Origin of the sequence: Lacticaseibacillus suibinensis (assembly GCF_003946175.1) — a bacterium.
GTDB classification, from domain to species: domain Bacteria; phylum Bacillota; class Bacilli; order Lactobacillales; family Lactobacillaceae; genus Lacticaseibacillus; species Lacticaseibacillus suibinensis.
The window spans coordinates 73,584-95,454 of sequence record NZ_RHOK01000005.1 but is presented as its reverse complement, the minus strand read 5'-3'; the positions used below and the strand labels follow the sequence as shown (position 1 = coordinate 95,454).

The window sequence follows — 21,871 nt, the reverse complement described above, 5'->3', positions numbered from 1 at the left end:
TGTTCATGGGATTGCGGAAAGATTTTCTCTGGGGCGGCGCAGTGGCGGCCCATCAACTTGAAGGCGCCTGGCAAGCCGGCGGTAAAGGGGTGTCGATTGCCGATGTGATGACCGTGGGCGCGCATGGCGTGCCGCGGCAGATTACCGCTGGGGTCCTGCCAGGCCAGAATTACCCCAATCATACGGCGATTGATTTTTATCATCATTATCCTGAAGACGTGAAGTTGCTGGGTGAATTGGGCCTGAAATGTTTTCGCACCTCGATTGCCTGGACCCGCATCTTTCCCAATGGCGACGAAGACCAGCCGAATGAGGCCGGTTTGCAGTTTTATGATGACCTGTTTGACGCGCTGCTAGCGCAAGGCATTCAGCCGGTGATCACGCTATCGCATTTTGAAATGCCGTATCATCTGGTTGAAGCCTATGGCGGCTGGCGGTCGCGCAAGCTGATTGGGTTCTTCACCCATTTTGCCGAGGTGGTGTTTAACCGCTACCGCGACAAGGTGAAATACTGGATGACCTTCAACGAAATCAACAACCAAAATAGCCTCGATGTGTATGACCTGTGGACGAATTCCGGCATCAAGCCACAAGCGGATGAAAACGCGGAGCGCTTGCTCTACCAGGCTGGCCACTATGAACTGGTCGCCAGTTCCTTGGCCGTGCAAATCGGCCACCGCATCAATCCGGATTTTCAAATCGGCTGCATGGTCAATATGCGCCCAGTGTATCCGGCTAGCCCGGCGCCACAGGACGTGTTTAAAGCGTCCTGCATGATGCAGGCGAACTACTGGTTTGTCGATGTCCAGGTCAACGGCCGCTACCCAAACTGGCTCGAATGTTATCAAAGCAATCAAGACTTTGGGCTGGATATCACCCAGGAAGATCTGGACGTGCTGGCGCAAGGCACCGTGGACTACATTGGCTTTTCCTATTATCGGTCAGAGACGGTGACAGCGCGGGCTGACGAGCCGGCCTCGTATGTGACCCTCGGTGCTAACCACATTGTTGAAAACCCCAAGATTGAAACGTCGGAATGGGACTGGGGCATTGACCCCATCGGTTTACGCTACGGCATGAACTGGTTCACCGACCGCTATCACGTACCGCTATTCATTGTCGAAAACGGCTTTGGAGCGCGGGACACAGTCGAGCACGGACAGGTGCATGATCCGTATCGGACCCAGTATCTGGCGGCGCATATCAAGCAGATGAAACTCGCGGTGGAGCAAGATGGAGTGGACCTCATCGGTTACACGCCTTGGGGCATCATCGATTTGGTTTCCGCTGGCACTGGGCAAATGGACAAGCGCTATGGCGTCATCTATGTGAACAAAAACGATGCCGGCGAAGGCGACCTCAGCCGGCTGAAGAAGGATTCGTTTGCCTGGTATCGCCAGGTGATTGCTTCCAACGGCGACAAGCTCGACCCAGTATCATCCAGAGATTAAAGCTAAGCTCGGGGGAAAGAAAACAGCCACCTCATTACGAAGTGGCTGTTTTGCGTCTCTGCTCTGCAGGTCCTTAAAGCTGGGGTGATTGGAGCGAGCTTGGTCGGTCGTTGGCCAAAAAGGCTAACGGCGTGCCAGCGACCATTTGATCATAAGTCTCGGCTTTCAGTTGGCTGGAAAAGGCATATTCATCGGCGGCTTCAGGCAGCTGCGCGAGGTGCAACTCATCGACGATAGGCAGCTGGCCGGGATGGCGCACCAGAAATTGAGCAGCCAGTCCGCCAGGCACCGCGAGATAAAAATCGTCATCTGGGGCCAGCACATGCAGGCCAGTGGCATAGGCGACGTGGGTCCACAACCAGGGTGCTCTTTTATCCATATTGATTTTGGTCAGAAACACGTCAAGCTGCGTTAACGCTAGCGTCAAAGGCGCCGCGCCGCGCGCCGTGATGGTCAGCGTCTGGTCGGCCAAAGTAGCGGTCACGCGGGAGCGCATCAGCTTGGCGAAGGTCCCTTGATCCGGGAAGGTCTGATCAGCCACATGAAGCGTGTTCACACTTAAACCGCGCCCATTCAGCAAGGCTGGTGGGTCAGGCGGGGTTAAAAAATACGGTTGCCGATAAGCTGCTTCCAAATTGTCCATTGCGTCTCCCTCCTTGAGCGCAAAAGCAATCACGCATCATTCACGTTGTCATTATACCGCGATTAGAAAGTGCTTACAAAAAGCCATAAGGCGGTGCCCTAGTGGCTCAGATACAAAACGGGAAAACGCGGTGTGTTATCATGGAGGCGTGAAGGTAAAGGAGGACGGAAAATGGCAACTGCTCAACCAATCGTCCAATATCTGGACGTCAACAAGGTGTACCGCGGTGGCAACGTGGCCGTGGAGCACATTAATTTAACCATCGAGCGCGGCGATTTTGTGTGCTTGATTGGGACCAGTGGTTCGGGGAAGACCACCACCATGCGCATGATCAATCGCATGCTGGAGCCTACCGGGGGCCAGATTTTATTCAATGGTGAGGATATCCACAAGAAAGACCCGGTCAAATTGCGCCGGCAAATTGGTTACGTGATTCAAAACATTGGCTTGATGCCGCATATGACGCTGTACGAAAACATCACGCTGGTGCCGAAACTCTTGAAGTGGCCAGAAGCTAAGCGCCGCGCCAAGGCGGAGTCGCTGATCAAAATGGTGGAGCTGCCAGTGGACTATCTCGACCGTTATCCAGCTGAACTGTCTGGCGGTCAGCAGCAGCGCATCGGCGTGATACGGGCGCTGGCTGCGGATCAGGATCTGATTTTGATGGATGAACCCTTCGGCGCGCTGGACCCAATCACGCGTGAAAGCCTGCAGGAGTTGGTGAAGTCGCTGCAGGAGAAGCTCGGCAAAACCGTGGTCTTTGTTACGCATGACATGGACGAGGCGCTGAAGCTCGCCACCAAAATCGTGGTGATGGATGGTGGTCACATCATTCAAAATGCTACGCCTGCCGAACTACTGCAGCACCCCGCCAACCAATTTGTTCGGGATTTGATTGGTGAAGAACGCCTGATTCAAGCGCGGGCCGATGTCACCACGGTGGGCGCAATTATGCTGAAGAACCCAGCCGTGATCACCCCAGGCAAGTCGTTGCCGGAAGCCATCGCACTGATGCGCAAGCGCCGCGTTGATACCTTGCTGGTGGTGGACGATAACGGTTATCTGAAGGGCTTCATTGATGTGGAATCGCTGACCCATCAGTATCAAAAATCCACCGCCGTGGCTGACATCATGCAAACCAAATTGTTCTATGTGCAAGAAACGGCTTTACTGCGCGACAGTGTCGACCGGATCTTGAAGCGTGGCCTCAAGTACGTGCCAGTGGTGGATGCCGACAATAAGCTGCGCGGCATTGTCACCCGGGCGTCCTTGGTGGACATGGTTTATGACACCATTTGGGGCGGCGATAACGACAACGGCGACGCAAGCAACCCAGAACCGGTCGATCAAGAACCAGCGGAGGGAGGCGGCGTCAATGAGTAGCTTTTTGGCGGCGCATGGGACCGAACTGGTCGTCAAAACCTGGGAGCAGCTGTATATTTCCGCTATCGCGCTGGGGTTAGGCATTCTGGTGGCGGTACCGCTGGGCATTGCCTTGACCCGTTTTCCGCGGACAGCCAAGGTGGTGATCGCCATTGCCAGCATGTTGCAAACGGTGCCGAGCTTGGCGCTGCTTGCGTTGATGATTCCCTTGTTTGGGATTGGGCAAGTGCCAGCGATTGTGGCGCTGTTCATTTATTCGTTGCTCCCAATTTTGCGCAACACTTACATTGGCATGGAAGACGTTTCACCAACGCTAAAGGATTCGGCGAAGGGCATGGGGATGACCCCGTTGCAGTCGATTTTCCAGGTCGAAATTCCCATGGCGATGCCAGTCATCATGGCGGGTATTCGCTTGTCGGCAGTGTATGTGATTGCCTGGGCGACCCTGGCCTCCTACATTGGGGCCGGCGGCTTAGGGGACTTGATCTTCAACGGCCTGAATCTGTTCCAGCCGGATCTGATTATCGGCGGGACAATTCCGGTGACGCTGCTGGCGCTTTTGGTGGACTATGCTTTAGGCCGCTTGGAGAAGCGGCTGACCCCGCACACCGGGCGTGAGGAGGTGGGCCAATGAAACGATGGTGGCAAGCATCACTCGCGTTAATTGGGTCCCTGCTGCTACTGACCGGCTGCGGCTTTCCTGGGATTGCGGGCACGCAAAAAGGCACCGTGCGGATTGCGGCATTGAGCTCAACGGAAAGCAGCATCATGGCTAACATGTTGGCCGAACTCATCACGCATGAAACTGGCATGCCAACCACGCTGGTTTCCAATCTGGGTTCAACGACGGTGACCCATCAGGCGATGATTCGTGGGGACGCTGATATTGCGGCCACGCGTTACACCGGCACTGACCTGACCGGCACGCTGAATATGCCAGTGGAAAAGGATCCCAAAAAGGCCGGCACAATCGTGAAACGCGTGTTCAAGCAGAAGTATCACCAGACCTGGTACCCAACCTATGGCTTTGCGGATACTTACGCCTTCATGGTGACCAAGGCCTTTGCCAAGGCCCACAATGTGCAAACCATCAGTCAGCTCAAACCGCTGGCGCCGGCCATGAATGCTGGGGTGGACAGCTCCTGGATGAATCGCAAAGGGGATGGCTATCCCGACTTCGGTCAGGCCTATGGCTTTGATTTCAAACGCGTTTATCCGATGCAAATCGGGTTGGTGTATGACGCTGTGGAAGCCGGCAAAATGCAGACCGTGTTGGGTTATTCCACCGATGGCCGCATTCGCAGCTACAATTTGACCGTGTTGAAGGATGACAAAAACTTCTTCCCGCCATATGATGCGTCGCTCGTGGTTAATGACAGCCTGCTGAAACGCTACCCGAAGCTGAAGCCACTGCTGCACCGCTTGGATGGCAAAATTAGCCTGAAAACGATGCAGGATCTGAATTATCAAGTGGATGATCAGCTGAAAGAGCCATCAGTGGTGGCCCGCGAGTTCTTGGTGAAGCATAACTATTTCCGGGGAGGTGATCATTAATGGCTGATATGAATACGTGGCAGCAGTTCTGGTACTACATGAGCGAAAACGGCGCTTATGTGCTGAGCCAATTCAGTCGCCATTTTCTGATTTCAATCTACGGCGTGTTGATTGCGGCGGTGGTCGGCATTCCGATTGGATTGTTCATCGCGCGCAATCGCAAATTATCCAGTACCATTATCGGCATCGCCAATGTCATTCAGACCATTCCGAGTTTGGCGATGTTGTCGATTATCATGCTGGGGCTGGGCCTCGGGGTGAACACTGTGATTGTGACGGTATTCCTCTACTCGCTTTTGCCGATTATCAAAAACACCTACACCGGGATGGCCAGCGTTGATCCCAATGTGATTGACTCGGCCAAGGGGATGGGAATGACGAGTTTTCAGCGCCTCTACATGGTGGAAATTCCGCTATCCTTGTCGGTGATCATGGCAGGGATTCGCAATGCGTTAGTGGTCGCCATCGGCATCACTGCCATTGGGGCCTTTGTCGGCGCTGGCGGCTTAGGTGACATCATTGTCCGCGGCACCAACGCGACCAACGGCGGCGCCATTATCCTTGCCGGCGCGCTCCCGACCGCCTTGATGGCCATTATCGCCGACCTCGTGCTGGGGACCGTACAACGGCGCTTGGAACCGAAGAAAGCCCGGCGTTAAATTTCAGAAGGCATGACCCTCAAAATCGGGTCGTGCTTTTTTTGTCGATACGGCCGCGGGTGGCGGCGGTGGGCTCCGCTTGGCCGGGGGCGCTGGCTGTGCGGCCGGTCCGAGCCAAAAACCGGTCTCGGACCTAAAGTTGGAGCCAGCCTCGCTGCGCTCGTTGCTGTCTCCAACTTTGCCGCGATTAGCTCTGGGGAGCCCAGCGCAAAAAGCGCGCCGGTCTCCCTGTCGCTAATCGGCTCACTGCCAGCCCCCCGCCAAGCTCCGCCCACCGCCGTCAGCCGCTTGATAACAGTAACGGTTCAGTTAGATTAAGTATCGGTTTAACGTGGATTGGAGTTCTTGCGTTACAAGCCGAGGCAGGTTGAGATCTTCAAAATTTACGTTTGAGGGTATGAATGGGTATTGTTGTCTCTGAGGTCGGTAATCGGCTGTCTGTAACTGGCTGGTAATCCGGGTTACTGTTATCTAGCGGGTGAGGGTGGGGCGGCAGAGGGGTGAGGTGGTCCAGCAGCGAAACAGTCATGCCACGAGGAGACTGCGTTTTTTGCAGGCTGCTCGTGGCATGACTGGGGGCAAATCCGAAACGCCGTTGAGCGAAGCGATGGCGATTCGGATTTGAGGCTGGAGACCGCACTATGGCTCCAGCCGACCCCGCAGCAGGACCACCGCACCCCGGCGCCGCACCACCCTCACCTGCGACAGCACACAAAATCTTCTTCAGAGTGCAATACCGCTTGACGCTGATGGCCCAACATGGTACGCTACCTTTTGTGATTATTCACTCTGCCTAAGACTCAGGTGGCGCAAGCCTTAATATCCTGCCGAGGTGGTATCAGTTCGTTAGATACCTCTATGTCTTGGTAGACATGGAGTTTTTTTATGCGAAAAACCCCAACCAAACTACAGGAGGTGAAAATCAATGAGTGAAACAATTATCGCTGCCAAAGCCAAGGTTGTTGCTGGCATCTCTGATCAGTTCAAAGCTGCTAAGAGCGCTGTTGTCGTTAACTACCGTGGCCTGACCGTGGCCCAAGTAACCGAATTGCGTAAGGAATTGCGCGACGCTGGTGTCAAGATGGAAGTCATCAAGAACACCTACCTGCGTCGGGCAGCCGATGCTAACGGCTACGAAGACCTCGATGCCGTTTTCACTGGCCCAACTGCTATCGCCTTTTCCAATGACGATGTTGTTGCTCCAGCTCGCATCATGGCTAAGTATGCCAAGCAGTTCGATGCCCTCGAAGTAAAAGGCGGGATCATCGAAGGCAAGGTTGCTAGTCTTGATGAAATCAACCAGTTGGCTTCGTTGCCAGACCGCGATGGGATGTTGTCCATGCTGTTGTCTGTTCTGCAGGCCCCAGTACGCAACGTCGCATACGCTGTCAAGGCCGTTGCCGACAGCAAAGAAGAGGAACCAGCTGCTTAATGCCGCTTGACCTCGTTGCTTAATGCCACCAAACATCATATAAAAATGGAGGAAACAAACATGGCTTTAGACACACAAGCAATTGTCGACCAGCTTAAAGATGCATCTATCCTTGAACTGAACGACCTCGTAAAAGCAATTGAAGAAGAATTCGGCGTTAGCGCTGCTGCTCCTGTAGCAGCCGCTGCTGCCGGTGCCGACGCTGGCGCTGCCGCTAAGGACAGCTACACCGTTGAACTGACCGAAGTAGGTCAGGAAAAGGTTAAGGTTATCAAAGAAGTCCGTGCCATCACTGGTTTGGGCCTTAAGGATGCCAAGGGTCTGGTTGATGCTGCTCCTTCCGCAATCAAGGAAGACATCGCCGAAGACGAAGCTAACAAGCTCAAGGAACAACTTGAAGCCGTTGGCGCAACGGTTACCCTCAAGTAATCAGGCGTCTACCCAAAAATCGTCAGCGATCAGCTGGCGATTTTTTTGATTCTCCGGATACAAAAAAGTACAAAAAAGCCGAGCATTTTCGCTCGGCTAAGGGGCCTATTTCGTCGTGGCTTGATACAGCAATGGTTCACTCATACCAGGGCCTTGGTAGGCCAGCTGCAGGTGCATGCCGGCACCAACAACGACACCGGCATTGCCGAACACGGCCCAGAAGGTGGTGCTAGCATAGCCGCCTGGCTCGATTTTGGTGGTGCCCACTTGATTGGCCGGCACCGTCGCGGGGGCGAGGAACGGGCCGGTGATGGTGAACTGATCAGGCGTCGGTAAAAAGGCGGCAGTTTGGCTGTAGTTGGCATATTCCACGGTAATCTGCACGCTCAGGTTCTTGCGCAGCGTGCCTTTGGTGACCAGCGCTTGGCCGGTGGTATCGAGCTGATGCGTGACGCTGGTGATGCGTAAGCCGTAAGCGTCATTGGGGCCGAGGCCCATTTCATTCACTGGCAGAATGCGCGTGCTGCTACCGGCGCTGTCGACCACGGTCAGGGTTTTGGTGGTAGTTTTGCCATGCGCTTTGGCTTCCAGGGTCAAGACGCCTTGTTTCAACCCGCCGTTAATGGTTTGCTGCTTGCCGGTGCCAGTGCCGCTAACCAGGACCTTATCAGCCGCGTCGCGATCCCGCAGCGTGAACTTGGCATTATCGCTGATGGTGAACTGCAACTTGGTTTTGCCGTTTTGCGATTTGAATAGCGTCGTTTTCAGGTTAATGGTTGGGGCGGGGTAGGTCTTACTGGACTGATTCTGCTGGCCGCTTTTGGCAGGGCTGCTGCAGGCGGCTAACAGCGCCAGGGCCAGCACGGCGAGCCCGGTTTTGAAGAATTTCATTGTACTGCCTCCATCTCTGCTTTGATTGTACGAATTCCCCAGGCGAATTACAAACTGAAGCCGCCGTATAACACTATTGTTAGCTGGCACAAGGTCAACCTCCGTTATAATAAACAGGAACGGAGGGCGTTATGAAGAAGTTTGGACAATCAATTGTCGATGGGATTCGCAAGCACCTGACCTTGCTGAAGGTGCTATTTGTGTTGTCAGTGTTGGTGTTTGTGATCATCGAACTGGGCCGAATCGGCCGCGAGCTGAGTGGGGCGCAAATGCGGGCGAGCTTAGCGTCACAAAGTCCGCAGTCGCTGCTAGCCATGGCGGCGCTGGGGTTGGTGGCGGTGGTACCGATGCTGAATTACGACTTTACCATCACCAAAATGCTGCCTGGTGACTTTAAGCCACTGTATGTGGTGCGGTCGGGCTGGGTGGTGAATTCCTTCACCAATATCGCCGGCTTTGGCGGCTTTTTAGGGGCCAGTTTGCGGGCGAATTATTATCACGATAAAGCGACCAACAAGCAAATTCTGGTGGCTATTTCCAAAATCGCCTTGTTTCTGCTGGCAGGGCTGTCGCTGTGGTCCATTTTGGCGCTGCTGCTGATTTTTGGGCTAGGCATCGGGCAAATGTTCTCGGATTACTGGATTTGGTTGATTGGCGGGGCCATGTATTTTCCGGTGCTGATGGTGGTGACGCATCTGTCCAACCAACGCTTCTTTGCTGACATGCCCATCCGCCGCCAGCTCAGCTTGACCCTCAGCTCTTTTCTGGAGTGGGGCGGCTGCGCGTTATTCTTTCTGGCCATCGGCGGCTTTATGCATGTGCCAATCAACTTGGCCCATGTGCTGCCGCTGTTCATGGTGGCCAATGTGCTCGGCGTGATTTCGATGGTGCCAGGGGGCTTGGGCTCTTTTGATGTGTTCATGTTGCTGGGGCTGACCCAGCTTGGCGTGAACAATAACCTAGCGGCGGTGTGGTTGCTGTTTTACCGGTTGTTCTACTATGTGATTCCTTTCCTGATTGGGATCGGCTTGTTTCTGCAGGATGCTGGCCGCCGATTGAATGCCGAACTCGAAGGCCTGCCGCTACAAGTGGTGCGGAAAGTGGCACATATCGTGCTGGTGGTCTTCCTGTATTTCTCCGCCATTATGCTGCTGCTGCGTGGCATTATTCCGGTGTCGGCAATGAAGAACCACGTGTTTGTGCGGCTGTACCCATACACCTTCCTGTTTTTGAGCCGGGTCACCAATATCATGATGGCCTTTATCATTTTCGGTTTTGCTCGCGGCATTGCTAATCGGGTCAAAAAGGCTTACGCGCCGACGGTCATCGTGCTGTTGCTGGCCTTGGGTGGCTCGCTGATGCGTGAGTATAGCTTGCGCTTCATCCTTTTTCTGGCGGTCATTCTCGTGGCGGCGGTATTCGCGCGCAAGGAATTGACCCGCGACCGGATGGATTTTCCTTGGGGGAATCGACTCGTTGATGCCGGTATTTTCGGGATGACGGCGCTGTTTTATGCGCTGGCGTTGTTCTACAATGTGCCCAATATTCACCATCGCCGGCCAGTGCCACAGGTCTTCCTCTTTCCGTCAGAGCGGATGTGGTTTTCCACTTTTGTTGGGGTGTTGGTGGCGGCGCTGACGCTGGGCGTGATTTATCACTATCTGTCCAACCCGAAGCCCAATCTTGGCGTTGACCTTGATGTGGCGCGAGTCAAGGCGGTGCTGGCGCAATACGGCGGCAATGAAATTTCACATTTGGCCTTCACCGGCGATAAAAAGTTGCGTTTCTATCAGGTGGCCGGCGAGGACCGGGTGTTCTTCCTGTATCGTAAGAAAACCGATAAAATCGTGATACTTGGGGAGCCAATCGGTGATCCGGACCAAATTGGCCCCGCCATTGCCGATTTCATGGTCGCTGCTGACCGCAATGACTTGACGCTGGTCTTCTACGAAATCTCCGAGCAGCTGACGATGCTGCTGCATGAGTATGGGTTTGACTTCATGAAGTTCGGGGAAGAAGGTGATGTGGATGTGACCAACTTCACCTTAGCAGGCACCAAGCGCAAAGGGGAGCGCGCTTTGATGCACAAATTTGAGCGTGAAGGGTACACTTACGAGTGGCTCAAGCCCCCGTTTAGTGCCGAGACCCTTGCGGCACTTAAGCAGGTATCAGATAGTTGGCTGGAAGGCCGCCCGGAAAAAGGCTTTTCGCTCGGCTTTTTCGATGCCGATTATCTGAACACGGCGCCGGTGGCGGTCATCAAAGACCAAGCGGACCAAATCGTGGCCTTTGCTTCGGCCATGCCGATGCATGATGGCCAAACGACCAGCATCGACCTGATGCGCTCCAGCGAAGCCGCCCCAAGTGGCATCATGGATGGCATCTTTATCAACTTGTTCCAGCAGGCCCAAGCAGACGGCTATCAGTACTTCAACATGGGGATGGCGCCACTGGCCAATGTCGGCACTTCCTCGTATTCCTTTTTTGAAGAGAAACTGGCGCATTTGGTTTACCAATATGGGTATCGCTTTTATGGCTTCCAGGGGTTACGCTCATATAAGAACAAATATGTCACCAAGTGGGTGCCCAAGTATGTCGCGTATCGCAAGCGCAATTCGCTGTTGTTCACTTTGCTGCAAATTCTGCTGCTGGTGAACCAGCGCGTGGATCAGCGCAAGGAAGGCAGCTACCTGACGCGCCGCTTGGCTAAAATCAATCGGATCAGTGACTTGGTCCAACGAACTGAGAGGTAAAACATGTCCCATTATTATGAAAATGATCCTGACCTCGCGCATGATGAACACGAATTCAACTTTACCCTAGCTGGCCATCCGTTGCGGTTCACCGCCGATAACGGGGTGTTTTCCAAGCACACGGTGGATTTTGGCAGCCGGGTACTGATTGACACCGTGGTCGAACAAACCCTGCCAGCCGGGCCAATTTTAGATGTTGGCTGTGGCTACGGTCCAATTGGTTTGGCCTTGGCCAAGCAGTATCCAGAGCGGCAAGTGGTGATGAGCGATGTGAACGAACGCGCTTTGGGCCTAGCCAAACGCAATGCCGAAGCGAACCAAATCGCTAATGTCACTATTGTTGAATCGTCGGTATACGATGCGATTGACGGGCAATTTGGCGTCATTGTCACGAACCCACCGATTCGCGCCGGCAAAGCGATTGTTTCGGCCATTCTGGAAGGGGCCCTTGCGCATTTGCTGCCAGGCGGCCAGCTCTATGCCGTGCTCCAGAAAAAGCAAGGCGCCCCGTCGGCTTTGAAGCTGATGCAGGCCACTTTTGGCCAAGCCGAAAAGCTGAAGATGGCCCACGGGTATTATATTTTGCGGGCCACGAAACCAACGGCCTAGCGTTGATTGCGAAAGGAGCCGCTCATGAACCAATCAGAATCCGAGCATTACATGGACCTCGCGCTAGAAGAAGCCCGCGACGCCGGCCTGATTGGCGAAGTGCCGATTGGGGCGGTGATTGTGCATGAGGGTCAGGTGGTAGGGCGCGGGCATAACCTGCGCGAACACAGCCAGGACAGCACGCTGCATGCCGAAATCTTAGCCATTCAAGAAGCCTGCATGACCTTGGGCAGCTGGCGGCTGGAAGATTGCGATTTGTATGTCACACTGGAGCCATGCCCGATGTGCGCCGGCGCGATGATCAACAGTCGCCTACGTCGTTGTTACTACGGGGCCCCAGACCCCAAAGCGGGCGCCGCTGGCACGCTGGTGGATTTGCTCGCAGATCAGCGGTTCAACCACCAAGTTGAGGTGGTGGCCGGCGTCAAACAAGCGGAAGCGGCGGCATTGCTGCAGGACTTTTTCCGGGGCATTCGCGCGCAACGCAAGGCAGCGAAAAAGGCCCGGCAGGAGGGACAGCCATGAAAATCCTGATTGTGGAAGACGAGCCAGGCCTGCGCGCCAGCATGGCAGCCTTTTTTGCCAGTCAGTATCAGGTGCTGGAAGCGGGGAATTTGGCTGCCGCAACCAAGGCGGCGGCCTAATTACAAAATATTGATGAACTGGTCCGGAGCAGCGATTAATGGTTCTGCGATGCAGACTAGTCAAGGCTTAGGGTTTCGTGTATACTAGATTTTGCCGAAAGGCCTTGAGGCAATGGCAGCCTTTCGAATTGTGTCAGGTCCGGAAGGAAGCAGCACTAAGAATCGTTTGTCATGTGCCTTAAGTTTTTGAGTCAATCAACAGGACGTCTCCTTGTCGAGGCGTCCTTTTCTGTGCCTTTAAACCAAGACCTTGCACCACCAGGCACCAATGATCAACGGTCTCGCCACCGTAAACGCCTGCCAGACCCGGCCCACAGCCCAACCGACCGGCCACCAGCAAGGGCCAGGGATGACGGCATCAGTAACGTTACATGAGCAAATCTCCTCGGTGTGGGCAAAGATTTGCATGGTTTAGCCGGCTGAACGATCACGAATTTACCCCGCGTGACTTTTCCTGGCAGTGAGCATAAATGCGGCGCCGGAGCCTGGTCGCGTATGGTAAACTAGAACAGATAGAAAGGATGAGGACAGTGGCTTATCAAGCGTTGTATCGGGTGTGGCGACCTCAAACCTTCGCCGATGTGATTGGGCAAACGGCCATCACCACGACTTTAAAAAATGCGCTGATTACCGGCCAAACCAGCCACGCTTATCTCTTCTGCGGGCCCCGCGGCACCGGGAAAACCAGTGTGGCGAAAATCTTGGCCAAGGCGCTGAACTGCCGCCATCTGGAAGACGGCGAGCCGGATAATACCTGCGACTTATGTGTCGCCATCAATAATGGCAGCTTAACTGACGTGATTGAAATCGATGCGGCGTCAAACAACGGGGTCGACGAAATCCGGGACATTCGCGACAAGGCCAAGTACGCGCCGACCGCCGCGAAAGTCAAAGTTTACATCATCGACGAAGTCCACATGCTGTCGACCGGCGCGTTCAATGCCTTGCTGAAGACTTTGGAGGAACCGCCGGCGCATGTGGTGTTCATTTTGGCCACCACCGAGCCGCAAAAAATCCCAGCCACCATTATTTCGCGGACGCAGCGGTTCGATTTTCGCCGGATCACGCCGCAAGATATTGTCGACCGGATGAAGCATATCCTAGACGAAAAAGGCATCACCTATGATGACCAAGCCTTGCTGGTGATTGCCAAGGCGGCAGAAGGCGGCATGCGCGATGCGCTATCCATCCTGGATCAGGTGCTCGCTTTTGGGCAGGATCACGTCACCGTGGAAAATGCTTTGGATGTCACCGGCGGGGCAGCGGTAACCCAGCTAGGGGAATACCTCCAGCATTTGGCGAATCATGATACTGCGGCGGCGCTGACCACCATCGAACAGCTGCTGGCAAGCGGCAAGGACGCCGGGCGCCTGATTGATGATTTGATTGGCTACCTGCGCGACCTGCTGGTGTACCAGCAGGCCCCGACCTTAGTCAACGACACCGCCAGTGCATTGCAAGACACGCACTTTAAGGCGCTAGCCGCCAGCTTTGCCCCAAGCCAGCTGTACCAGATGATTGCGGTGCTCAACCAAACCCAAGGGCAGCTGCGGCTGACCAATAGTCCCACCTTGTACCTGGAAGTGGCAACGGTGCAGCTGGGGCAGCCGGTGCCGACTCAGACCGCCGCGCCAGTAGCAGCGGCTCAGGCCGCCCCTGCGGATGCTTCCGCTGTGACCAAGTTGGAAGGCGAGGTTTCGCGGTTGACTCAGCTGGTGCAGAACCTGCAAGCCGGCGGGCAAGCCCCGGCGGCCAAGCCGAAGCCAAAAGCCAAGCCGGTCAAAGTCAACAAGGCCCAGATTTATCCGGTACTGGGTGCCGCCACCAAGCACGACCTAGAAGCAGTGCGTGACATTTGGCCCGATCTTTTGTCCATGCTGTCGGTCCCAGATCAGGCCATGATGAAGGTGTCCAAGCCCGTGGCGGCCAGTCCTGAAGGCGTGATTGTCAGTTTTGCTTATGACATTTTTGTCGAACGCGCCAGCAACGACGCTAACCTGCTGGCAGCGCTGAAGGATGACCTGGCGAAGCTGATGGGCAGTCCGAAACAGATTGTCCTCGTGCAGCAAGACGAATGGCCGCGCGTGCGCAAAGCCTATCTGGCAGAAAACGGCGCGCCGCACGCGGCGCCGCAGCCGGCAGCAGTGCCGCCGGTGGTAAAAACGATGACCGACTTGTTCGGCCAAGACAACATTACGATTAAAAACGACTAGGAAAGAGTGATTGATATGATGCGTGGCGGCAATATGGCTGGCATGATGAAACAAATGCAAAAGCTGCAAAAAGAAATGACTCAGGCCCAAGACGAACTCAATGCCACTGAATTCACGGCGACTTCCGCCAGTGACATGGTGACGGTGGTGTTTGCAGGCGACAAAACGCTGAAAGACATCCAGATCAAACCTGAGGCCATTGACCCTGACGATCCTGACATGCTCCAAGACCTGGTGCTGGAAGCCGTTAATGCTGGCTTGAAGCAAGTCGATGATGCCACCAAGGCCAAAATGGGCAAGTACACCCGCGGCCTACCGGGCTAGGAGGCAACATGCAATATCCTGCACCGATCGAAAAACTAATTGCCAGCTACATGAAGTTGCCTGGCATTGGGAGTAAGACTGCCACCCGCCTGGCGTTTTACACCATTGATATGAACAAAGATGACGTTGAAGCCTTTGCCACCAGTCTGACGGATGCCAAGTCGAAGCTGCATTACTGCAGCATCTGCGGCAACATCACCGATGATGACCCGTGTGAAATCTGCCAGGATCAAGGCCGCGACCAAACCACCATTCTCGTGGTGGAGCAGCCTAAAGATGTCATGAGCATTGACCGCACCAACGAATACCATGGCTTGTACCATGTCCTCCATGGCGTGCTCAGTCCCATCGAAGGCCGCGGACCGGAAGACCTCAACATCGAAAGCCTGATCAACCGCCTGCAAAAGCATCCGGAAGTCAAAGAAGTGATTGTGGCCACCAACGCCACCCCAGAAGGCGAAGCCACCGCCCAGTACCTAGCCCGGTTGATCAAACCGGCCCAAATCAAAGTCACGCGCCTAGCCCATGGCTTGGCCGTGGGGTCAGATATTGAGTATGCCGACGAAATGACCCTGCTAAAGGCCGTTGAAGGGCGGACGGAAATATAGGCGAGGTCAAAGGCTGTGGAGGTCGGCGGGCTTAGCTCGACGAGTAGCCTAGCTCTGAGCATTGTCGGCGTACTTTGCCGATGAGGCTCGGAGCGTAGCTAGTCGCTCGAGCGTTGCCGACCGCAGCGCAACTAGATTGCGGTCGATTTCTGGTCTTTCATTGTAGTCGCGCTACGTGAGGCCAACGCCTGAGTGATTAGCTACGCCAGCTGGCTAGCCATCATCCTAAGTACGCCCCGCTCCGCAGCCTTTTGCCTGAAAGGAGTGCCCCATGTTTTTTCATAAATCAAAACCTTCAATCAAAGAAAATGCCGACCGCAATCTGATGCTTGAAGTCTACGTCGTCCGCGACAAAATGGCGGCGCAACGGAAGCTGATTGCGAGCTTCCGGGAAGTGGATGAGCTGACCAAGGCGCAACTGAGCGTTCAGGCCGGGTTGTTCGACTTTTTGCACCGCGAAGCACGTATTCGGCAGGTGTCAGGGGAGCTGGTGGCCCAAATTGCGGCGGCGCATCTGGAAGAAAATCAATGACTCGATCAAAAGCCGGCAACGGCTTTTTTGCGTTGCGGTACTGATGGTTTAATTTATGGCGGGTTTCAAGTAAACTAGAAGTAACACAGTAGAAGAGAGTGAATGTCGTGGCAGGAAGATTTATCACGTTCGAAGGGCCGGACGGGGCGGGTAAAACCAGCGTGTTGAATGCCCTAATGCCGGTGATTCAGGCGCATGTCGAGGCCCCAGTCAAGTTGACCCGCGAACCGGGAGGCGCCGAGATTTCAGAAAAAATCCGTACCTTGATTTTAGATCCTGCCAACACGGCGATGGATGCCAAAACCGAGGCGTTGCTCTATGCGGCCTCGCGCCGTCAACACCTGGTTGAAGTCATTCGCCCGGCGCTGGCCAAAGGGGCGCTGGTCATTTGCGATCGTTTCGTGGATAGCTCGGTGGCTTACCAAGGTGGCGGCCGGGAAATCGGGGCGGAAGCGGTGCTGGCGATGAATCAGTTTGCCACCGATGGCATGAGTCCCGAATTGACCATTTACCTGGACATTCCCAGCGCCGAAGGCTTAGCCCGGATCAAGGCCCATCGCGCCAGCCGCCAGTATGACCGGCTCGATCAAGAGCAGCTCGCGTTCCATGAACGGGTGCGCGCCACTTATTTGGCCTTGGCCCAAGCCCAACCGCAGCGCATCAAAACCGTGGATGCCGGCCAGCCCTTAGAAGACGTGATCAAAGCCTGTGAGGCGGTGCTCAAAGCGCATCTTGGCGCCGCTTGGCAGAGTCGCAAGGAGGAAACCTTATGAAGCTCATCATGGCCATTGTTCAAGATAAAGATAGCAACTTGTTGTCCAGCGAATTCATCGACGCCAATATTCGCGCCACGAAGTTGTCCTCCACTGGCGGCTTCCTGAAGTCAGGCAACACGACCTTCATCATCGGGGTTGAAGATGAACGCGTTGACGAAGTGCTGCAGATCATCAAAGAATCTGCCCAAACCCGGCGGCAATTCATGACCCCGCCGGTGAACTTAGACGCCACTGCAGACAGCAGCATGGCTTACCCGATTGAAGTGCAAGTCGGCGGGGCCACGGTGTTCGTGCTGCCCGTTGACGCGTTCCATCAGTTCTAATGGCTGACTTGAATGTCCTGCAGCCCAAGCTGCTGGCGCAGTTTGAGGCGATTATCGCGCGCGGCGAGCTAAGTCAGGCGTATATTTTCGCCGGTCCGGCCGGGGTGGGCAAGGCGGCGCTGGCGCAGTGGATCGCCCAGCGTCTATTTTGTCAAAATGTGCAGGATGGGCAACCTTGCGGGCAGTGCGCGGAATGCCAGCGGGTGCTGTCAGGCAACCATCCTGACGTGGTGTGGCTGCAAAGCGATGCCAAAAGCATCAAAGTCGACGATATTCGCAACTTGAAAGCCGAAATGAGCAAAACCGGGGTCGAAAGCAACCGGCGGATTTTCATCGTCACCGATGCGGAAAAGCTCACGGCAGGGGCGGAGAATAGCCTGCTGAAGTTCTATGAAGAGCCGGTGCCAGGGATGACCATCATCCTGACGACGAGTGCCAAAAATCAGTTGCTACCGACGATTGTGTCGCGGGCGCAGGTGATTAACTTTCAGCCGGCGCCGGCGCAAGCGGTGATTGATCAGCTGACTGCCGCTGGGATTGCGCCGCAGTTAGCCAGCGTGGCCGGGCATCTGACTGCAGACGTCGCGGCGGCGCAGGCGCTGGCTGAGGCGCCGCAATTTGAAAAGCAGGTCGGGGCCGTTTTGATGTTGCTGCGCAAAACTGCGGCGCAAGATCCCGAGGCCTTTGTGATGGTGCAAACGCAGCTGGTGCCCAATGCCAAAACGCCGGCTGATCAAAAGCAGCTGCTGGCGATGCTAGCGCTGGGCTACGGCGATGCCCTGAACTGCCATTACCAAGTCCAAGCGCCGCAAGCCTTTGGCCAAGCCGAGGTCATTGAGCAGCTTAGTGAGCTCAGTGGCCAGTTGCTAAGTCGCGCGTTGGCCGCGATTTTGGCCGCGCAAATCAGGTTAGACCAGAATGTCACATTTCAATCGGCAGTCGAGCAGCTGGTGTTAACGCTGCTAGAAGGGTGATCACGTGGAGAAAAAAGATCTCTATGATAGTTTTATTCAACTTGAGCATGATACGCAGGCGATTTTAACTAAAATCACCAGTCTGAAAGACGAGCTGGCGCATACCTTGGAGCATAATGCCGAACTCGAAATGGAAAACAAGCATCTGCGCGAGCACCTGGCCGAACTGCAAGATAGCAGTGAAAACGAGACGAATGGTGCCGTAGAACTGTCCAAATCGAAGGCCAACCTGGAGAGTCTGTATAACGAAGGTTTTCATGTGTGCCCGTATTTCTATGGCCAGCGCCGTGTGGCTGATGAATCCTGTGCTTTTTGCCTCGATGTCATCTATGGTGAACACTGATGACCGCTGAGCAAATGGCGAGCTTTGCGCCCCATGAGACTGGTACCCTATACCTAGTGCCGACGCCGATTGGCAATCTGGATGACATGACCTTCCGCGCGGTGAAGACGTTGCAGATGGTTGATCTGATTGCAGCCGAAGACACGCGCAACACGCAAAAGCTGCTGAATCGCTTTGAAATTACCACCAAGCAAATCAGCTTCCATGAGCACAACACCCAAGCCCGCATTCCGGAACTGCTGGCCAAACTGCAAGCTGGGCAAAACATCGCCCAGTGTTCTGATGCAGGGATGCCATCGATTTCCGATCCAGGCAAGGAACTGGTGAAAGCCGCGATTGAGGCTGGGATTCCGGTGGTGCCACTACCAGGGGCCAATGCCGGCTTAACCGCCCTGATTGCCAGTGGCATTGCGCCCCAGCCGTTTATGTTTTATGGTTTCTTGCCGCGCAAGGCTAGCGAGCAGCAGGCCGTCTTGGCGGCATTGAAGGATGAGCAGCAGGCGATTATTTTTTACGAGTCACCTTATCGCGTGGCGAAAACACTAGCAGCGTTGCAGGCCGGGCTGGGCGATCGCCAGGCGGTGCTGGCGCGTGAGCTGACCAAGAAGTTCGAGGAATTTATTCGTGGTTCCTTGACTGAGCTGATCGACTACGCTAAAGCCGGCGTGCGTGGTGAATTTGTGATTATCGTGGCGCCAGGCGCACCAGTGACACCTGAGCGTAGCGCGTTGCCGCTGGCTGAGCAAGTCCAGGCCCTAGTTGATGGCGGCGAGCGGCCCAATGATGCCATTAAAGCAGTGGCAAAAAGTAACGGCCTCAAGAAGCAGGATGTCTACAACGAATTTCATGGGTTATAAGCAGGAGGAGATTATTTGGAGTATACAGAACCACTGACCGTGCCTTTTTTCCTCGGCACGAAAACCGGTGAGCTGACGCTTAGCAACATGGTCAATATCATGCTCCTGATTTCGGAAAAACAGCTCGACCAAATTGGCGCCGGCATGAGTGCCTTGGCCGAGCACGGGGCGGGGTGGGTGATCACCCAGTATCACATTGACATCACGCGGATGCCGAATGTGGACGAACCGCTCATCATTGGCACGCAGGCCACCAGTTACAATAAGCTGATGACCTACCGTGACTACTGGATTGAAGATCAAAGCGGCCAGCGCATCGTGATGATGCACGGGGCCTGGGTGATGATGGATTTGACCAAGCGCAAAATCATCCCGATTATCACTAGCTTCCCTGAGAAAGTTGGCGCGGCATTTGACACTAAAGTTGAACGTTTTCCCCGCCTGACCAAGCGCACCGAGTTTGATCAGACCTTGACCTATCGCGTGCGGTATTTTGACATTGACCGCAATGGCCATGTCAATAATGCGCACTACATGGACTGGCTCGAAGATGCACTGGGGGCGGATTTTCTCACTAGTCACCAGCCGCAGTCCGTGGATATCAAGTACGCGCGCGAAGCCACTTATGGCACGACGGTGGACGCGGCAGTGACGGTAGAAGGCAAAACGTCCTACCATCAGATCAGTACCGATGGCGTGGTGAACGCCGAGGCCAAGTTAACTTGGCGGGCACGCTAAAAAAGCAGATTCCCTAGGGAGTCTGCTTTTTGGTTGGGCCAAGGTTCAAGGCGGTTCCGCTTAGAAAGCTAGCGGCAAAGGCGGCTTGGCTTTTGACGGTTTTGCCGAAATTATCAATCAAGCCGTGAAATTCCTGCGCATCCGCCAGTGGCCATTGGGCGACTGCAGTGGTCACTTGCGCCAGTTTGGGATAGGTGGGAAAAGGCTGGCCTAACCAGCCAAACAGCCGGCGCGCATACAGGTCGGCGATGAAGGTCGGCTGGTCGAAGGCGTAAAGTCGCATCGCATCAGCGGTTTCGTTGCCGATGCCAGGCAAGGCAAGCAACTGCTGCCGCAGCTGTGCCGGCGAACGGCGGCCGATTGCCGCTAGGTCAAAGGCGGAGGGCTGCAGGAACTGGAAGAGCGCCATCAAGGCTTTGCTTTTATTCTGGTAAAAGCCGCTCGGTCGAATCAGCTCGATCCAATCAGTCTGCTTCAGCGCCGCCAGTGCAGCGGGGTCAAAGCCCGGCCCTTGCCGCAGGTTGGTTAAGCTACGATCAACATTGCGCCAGTTGGTGTTTTGCACCAAAATCGCGCCCACCAGAATTTCGTATTTGGACTCCGCTGGCCACCAACCGGACGGTCCCAGCTCTTGGGCGAGGGTGTGATAAAGCGTGGGGAGGGTGAGTTTAGCTGACGGCATTGTTGACATACGCCGCCAAAGCGGCCCCGGTTTTGCCTGCTGACAACCCAACAATCAGCTTGATGCGCGCTTTTTGGCCATTCAGGCCGCGGCAGAAAATCACACCCATTTGTTTCAGCCCGACACCGCCGCCTTCGTAGTCGTAGATATCTTGCGCGATGCCATTGAAGCAGCGCGACACCAGCACCACTGGCACATTGCGGTCCAGCAGGCGCTGAAGGGCAGGCAAAGTGGCTGGCGGCAAATTGCCGGCGCCGAGCGCCTCAATCACGAGGCCTGCGGTATCAGCGGGCAAGGCATCGAATAGGGTGCCATCCATGCCGGCATAAGCCTTCAGCAAAAAGACGGGGGCCTTGATTTCATCAATGGGACTGGTAGCTGTCCGCAGCAGCTGCTGAAAGAACATCACGCCGTTTTTGCCGACCAAGCCGATGGGGCCAAAAGTCGGCGTGCGGAAAGTGGCCACGTTGGTGGTGTGCGTCTTGGTCACAAAGCGGGCGCTGTGGATTTCGTCATTCATCACCACCAGGCAGCCCATGCCACACGCCTGATCGCTAGCGGCAACGCGAATGGCCGACAGAAAATTATAATCACCATCGGCCCCAATTTCATTACTGGAACGCATCGCGCCGGTGACCACGACAGGAATTTTCGCATCAGTGGTCAGATCCAGAAAAAAGGCGGTTTCTTCCAGCGTGTCGGTGCCATGGGTCACGACAACGCCATCAATCCCATTGGCTTCGGCTTCGCGAATGCGCAGACTTAATTGCAACATGTGCGCTGGCGTGATGTGCGGCGAGGGCAAGTTGAAGGCTTCTTCTGACGTGATCGCGACGTCTGGAAAATGGGTCGCCACGCCTAAAAGCGGGTTGTTGACGCTTGGCACCACAGCGCCGTCAGCATTTTCGGTCATCGAAATGGTGCCGCCAGTATGCAGAACTAGGATATGTTTCAAGATGCACCTCCAAGGATTGTGAATAAGTTTAGCTTAAGCGGCGCCTCCGTAAGATGCAACCACTGGGCAACAAAAAAACCACCGTCAGGGCAGACGGT

General features: G+C 55.1%; 25 protein-coding genes, 1 other RNA gene and 1 other annotated feature. Of the genes, 22 read left to right on the top strand and 4 right to left on the bottom strand.

The window, feature by feature from the left end; translation table 11 throughout:
- The first annotated feature begins 5 nt into the window (after positions 1-5).
- A complete protein-coding gene (locus tag EKM90_RS03895) occupies positions 6-1,451 on the top strand; it encodes a 6-phospho-beta-glucosidase (RefSeq protein WP_125579871.1) in 1,446 nt (481 codons plus the stop codon).
- A gap of 73 nt (positions 1,452-1,524) precedes the next feature.
- Here EKM90_RS03895 and EKM90_RS03890 read toward each other — a convergent pair whose 3' ends face one another.
- Complete coding sequence (locus EKM90_RS03890) at positions 1,525-2,094, bottom strand: hypothetical protein (protein ID WP_125579869.1); 570 nt, start codon at positions 2,092-2,094, stop codon at positions 1,525-1,527.
- 171 nt (positions 2,095-2,265) lie between these two features.
- Here EKM90_RS03890 and EKM90_RS03885 point away from each other — a divergent pair, with 171 nt between their 5' ends.
- From EKM90_RS03885 to rplL, 6 genes are all read left to right on the top strand, one after another.
- Positions 2,266-3,477, top strand: coding sequence for a betaine/proline/choline family ABC transporter ATP-binding protein (locus tag EKM90_RS03885; RefSeq protein ID WP_125579867.1), 1,212 nt, complete (start codon positions 2,266-2,268; stop codon positions 3,475-3,477).
- A complete protein-coding gene (locus EKM90_RS03880; RefSeq protein WP_125579865.1) occupies positions 3,470-4,111 on the top strand; it encodes an ABC transporter permease in 642 nt (213 codons plus the stop codon). The genes EKM90_RS03885 and EKM90_RS03880 overlap by 8 nt, the downstream gene beginning before the upstream one ends.
- A complete protein-coding gene (locus EKM90_RS03875) occupies positions 4,108-5,031 on the top strand; it encodes an osmoprotectant ABC transporter substrate-binding protein (protein ID WP_125579863.1) in 924 nt (307 codons plus the stop codon). Before EKM90_RS03880 ends, EKM90_RS03875 begins: the two co-directional genes overlap by 4 nt.
- Positions 5,031-5,690, top strand: coding sequence for an ABC transporter permease (locus EKM90_RS03870; protein WP_125579861.1), 660 nt, complete (start codon positions 5,031-5,033; stop codon positions 5,688-5,690). The genes EKM90_RS03875 and EKM90_RS03870 overlap by 1 nt, the downstream gene beginning before the upstream one ends.
- 774 nt (positions 5,691-6,464) lie before the next feature.
- Positions 6,465-6,583: a sequence feature (ribosomal protein L10 leader region), on the top strand.
- A 32-nt stretch (positions 6,584-6,615) separates the two neighbouring features.
- The gene (gene rplJ / locus EKM90_RS03865) at positions 6,616-7,122 is read left to right on the top strand and encodes a 50S ribosomal protein L10 (RefSeq protein WP_125579859.1); all 507 of its coding nucleotides are present in this window, start codon (positions 6,616-6,618) and stop codon (positions 7,120-7,122) included.
- A gap of 60 nt (positions 7,123-7,182) precedes the next feature.
- The gene (gene rplL, locus EKM90_RS03860) at positions 7,183-7,551 is read left to right on the top strand and encodes a 50S ribosomal protein L7/L12 (RefSeq protein WP_125579857.1); all 369 of its coding nucleotides are present in this window, start codon (positions 7,183-7,185) and stop codon (positions 7,549-7,551) included.
- Positions 7,552-7,656: 105 nt separating this feature from the next.
- Here rplL and EKM90_RS03855 read toward each other — a convergent pair whose 3' ends face one another.
- A complete protein-coding gene (locus EKM90_RS03855; protein WP_125579855.1) occupies positions 7,657-8,442 on the bottom strand; it encodes a hypothetical protein in 786 nt (261 codons plus the stop codon).
- 131 nt (positions 8,443-8,573) lie between these two features.
- Between EKM90_RS03855 and mprF the strand changes: the two genes are divergently transcribed.
- The 15 genes from mprF (at position 8,574) to EKM90_RS03785 (ending at position 20,136) form a co-directional block, all read left to right on the top strand.
- Positions 8,574-11,195 carry a bifunctional lysylphosphatidylglycerol flippase/synthetase MprF gene (gene mprF / locus EKM90_RS03850; protein WP_125579853.1) on the top strand — a complete coding sequence of 874 codons (2,622 nt, stop codon included), beginning with the start codon at positions 8,574-8,576 and terminating at the stop codon, positions 11,193-11,195.
- 3 nt (positions 11,196-11,198) lie between these two features.
- On the top strand, positions 11,199-11,804 hold the full coding sequence (locus EKM90_RS03845) for a class I SAM-dependent methyltransferase (RefSeq protein ID WP_125579851.1): 606 nt from the start codon (positions 11,199-11,201) through the stop codon (positions 11,802-11,804).
- Positions 11,805-11,828: 24 nt separating this feature from the next.
- Positions 11,829-12,329, top strand: coding sequence for a tRNA adenosine(34) deaminase TadA (gene tadA, locus EKM90_RS03840; RefSeq protein WP_125579849.1), 501 nt, complete (start codon positions 11,829-11,831; stop codon positions 12,327-12,329).
- Positions 12,326-12,448, top strand: a complete 123-nt coding sequence (locus EKM90_RS13115) for a response regulator (RefSeq protein WP_263852865.1) — start codon at positions 12,326-12,328, stop codon at positions 12,446-12,448. The genes tadA and EKM90_RS13115 overlap by 4 nt, the downstream gene beginning before the upstream one ends.
- A gap of 101 nt (positions 12,449-12,549) precedes the next feature.
- Positions 12,550-12,636, top strand: an RNA gene (gene ffs / locus EKM90_RS03835) — signal recognition particle sRNA small type.
- Positions 12,637-12,978: 342 nt separating this feature from the next.
- On the top strand, positions 12,979-14,661 hold the full coding sequence (gene dnaX, locus EKM90_RS03830) for a DNA polymerase III subunit gamma/tau (RefSeq protein ID WP_125579847.1): 1,683 nt from the start codon (positions 12,979-12,981) through the stop codon (positions 14,659-14,661).
- A gap of 18 nt (positions 14,662-14,679) precedes the next feature.
- Entirely contained in the window at positions 14,680-14,985 is a 306-nt protein-coding gene (locus EKM90_RS03825) for a YbaB/EbfC family nucleoid-associated protein (RefSeq protein ID WP_125579957.1), read from the top strand.
- A gap of 8 nt (positions 14,986-14,993) precedes the next feature.
- Positions 14,994-15,593 (top strand): recombination mediator RecR, encoded by a 600-nt coding sequence (recR, locus tag EKM90_RS03820; protein WP_125579845.1) that lies wholly within the window; start codon positions 14,994-14,996, stop codon positions 15,591-15,593.
- A 271-nt stretch (positions 15,594-15,864) separates the two neighbouring features.
- On the top strand, positions 15,865-16,125 hold the full coding sequence (locus tag EKM90_RS03815) for a DUF2508 family protein (RefSeq protein ID WP_125579843.1): 261 nt from the start codon (positions 15,865-15,867) through the stop codon (positions 16,123-16,125).
- Between the two features lie 107 nt (positions 16,126-16,232).
- On the top strand, positions 16,233-16,898 hold the full coding sequence (gene tmk, locus EKM90_RS03810) for a dTMP kinase (protein ID WP_125579841.1): 666 nt from the start codon (positions 16,233-16,235) through the stop codon (positions 16,896-16,898).
- Positions 16,895-17,224 (top strand): cyclic-di-AMP receptor, encoded by a 330-nt coding sequence (locus EKM90_RS03805; protein WP_125579839.1) that lies wholly within the window; start codon positions 16,895-16,897, stop codon positions 17,222-17,224. Before tmk ends, EKM90_RS03805 begins: the two co-directional genes overlap by 4 nt.
- Positions 17,224-18,198, top strand: coding sequence for a DNA polymerase III subunit delta' (gene holB / locus EKM90_RS03800; RefSeq protein WP_125579837.1), 975 nt, complete (start codon positions 17,224-17,226; stop codon positions 18,196-18,198). Before EKM90_RS03805 ends, holB begins: the two co-directional genes overlap by 1 nt.
- Positions 18,199-18,202: 4 nt before the next feature.
- Positions 18,203-18,541 (top strand): DNA replication initiation control protein YabA, encoded by a 339-nt coding sequence (locus tag EKM90_RS03795; RefSeq protein WP_125579835.1) that lies wholly within the window; start codon positions 18,203-18,205, stop codon positions 18,539-18,541.
- Positions 18,541-19,398 carry a 16S rRNA (cytidine(1402)-2'-O)-methyltransferase gene (rsmI, locus tag EKM90_RS03790; RefSeq protein WP_125579834.1) on the top strand — a complete coding sequence of 286 codons (858 nt, stop codon included), beginning with the start codon at positions 18,541-18,543 and terminating at the stop codon, positions 19,396-19,398. The genes EKM90_RS03795 and rsmI overlap by 1 nt, the downstream gene beginning before the upstream one ends.
- 15 nt (positions 19,399-19,413) lie before the next feature.
- Positions 19,414-20,136, top strand: coding sequence for an acyl-[acyl-carrier-protein] thioesterase (locus EKM90_RS03785; RefSeq protein WP_125579832.1), 723 nt, complete (start codon positions 19,414-19,416; stop codon positions 20,134-20,136).
- A 13-nt stretch (positions 20,137-20,149) separates the two neighbouring features.
- Here EKM90_RS03785 and EKM90_RS03780 read toward each other — a convergent pair whose 3' ends face one another.
- Together EKM90_RS03780 and EKM90_RS03775 are read right to left on the bottom strand one after the other, a co-directional pair.
- Complete coding sequence (locus tag EKM90_RS03780) at positions 20,150-20,818, bottom strand: endonuclease III domain-containing protein (protein ID WP_125579830.1); 669 nt, start codon at positions 20,816-20,818, stop codon at positions 20,150-20,152.
- Positions 20,805-21,776 carry an asparaginase gene (locus EKM90_RS03775; RefSeq protein ID WP_164507845.1) on the bottom strand — a complete coding sequence of 324 codons (972 nt, stop codon included), beginning with the start codon at positions 21,774-21,776 and terminating at the stop codon, positions 20,805-20,807. The genes EKM90_RS03780 and EKM90_RS03775 overlap by 14 nt, the downstream gene beginning before the upstream one ends.
- Positions 21,777-21,871: the final 95 nt, after the last annotated feature.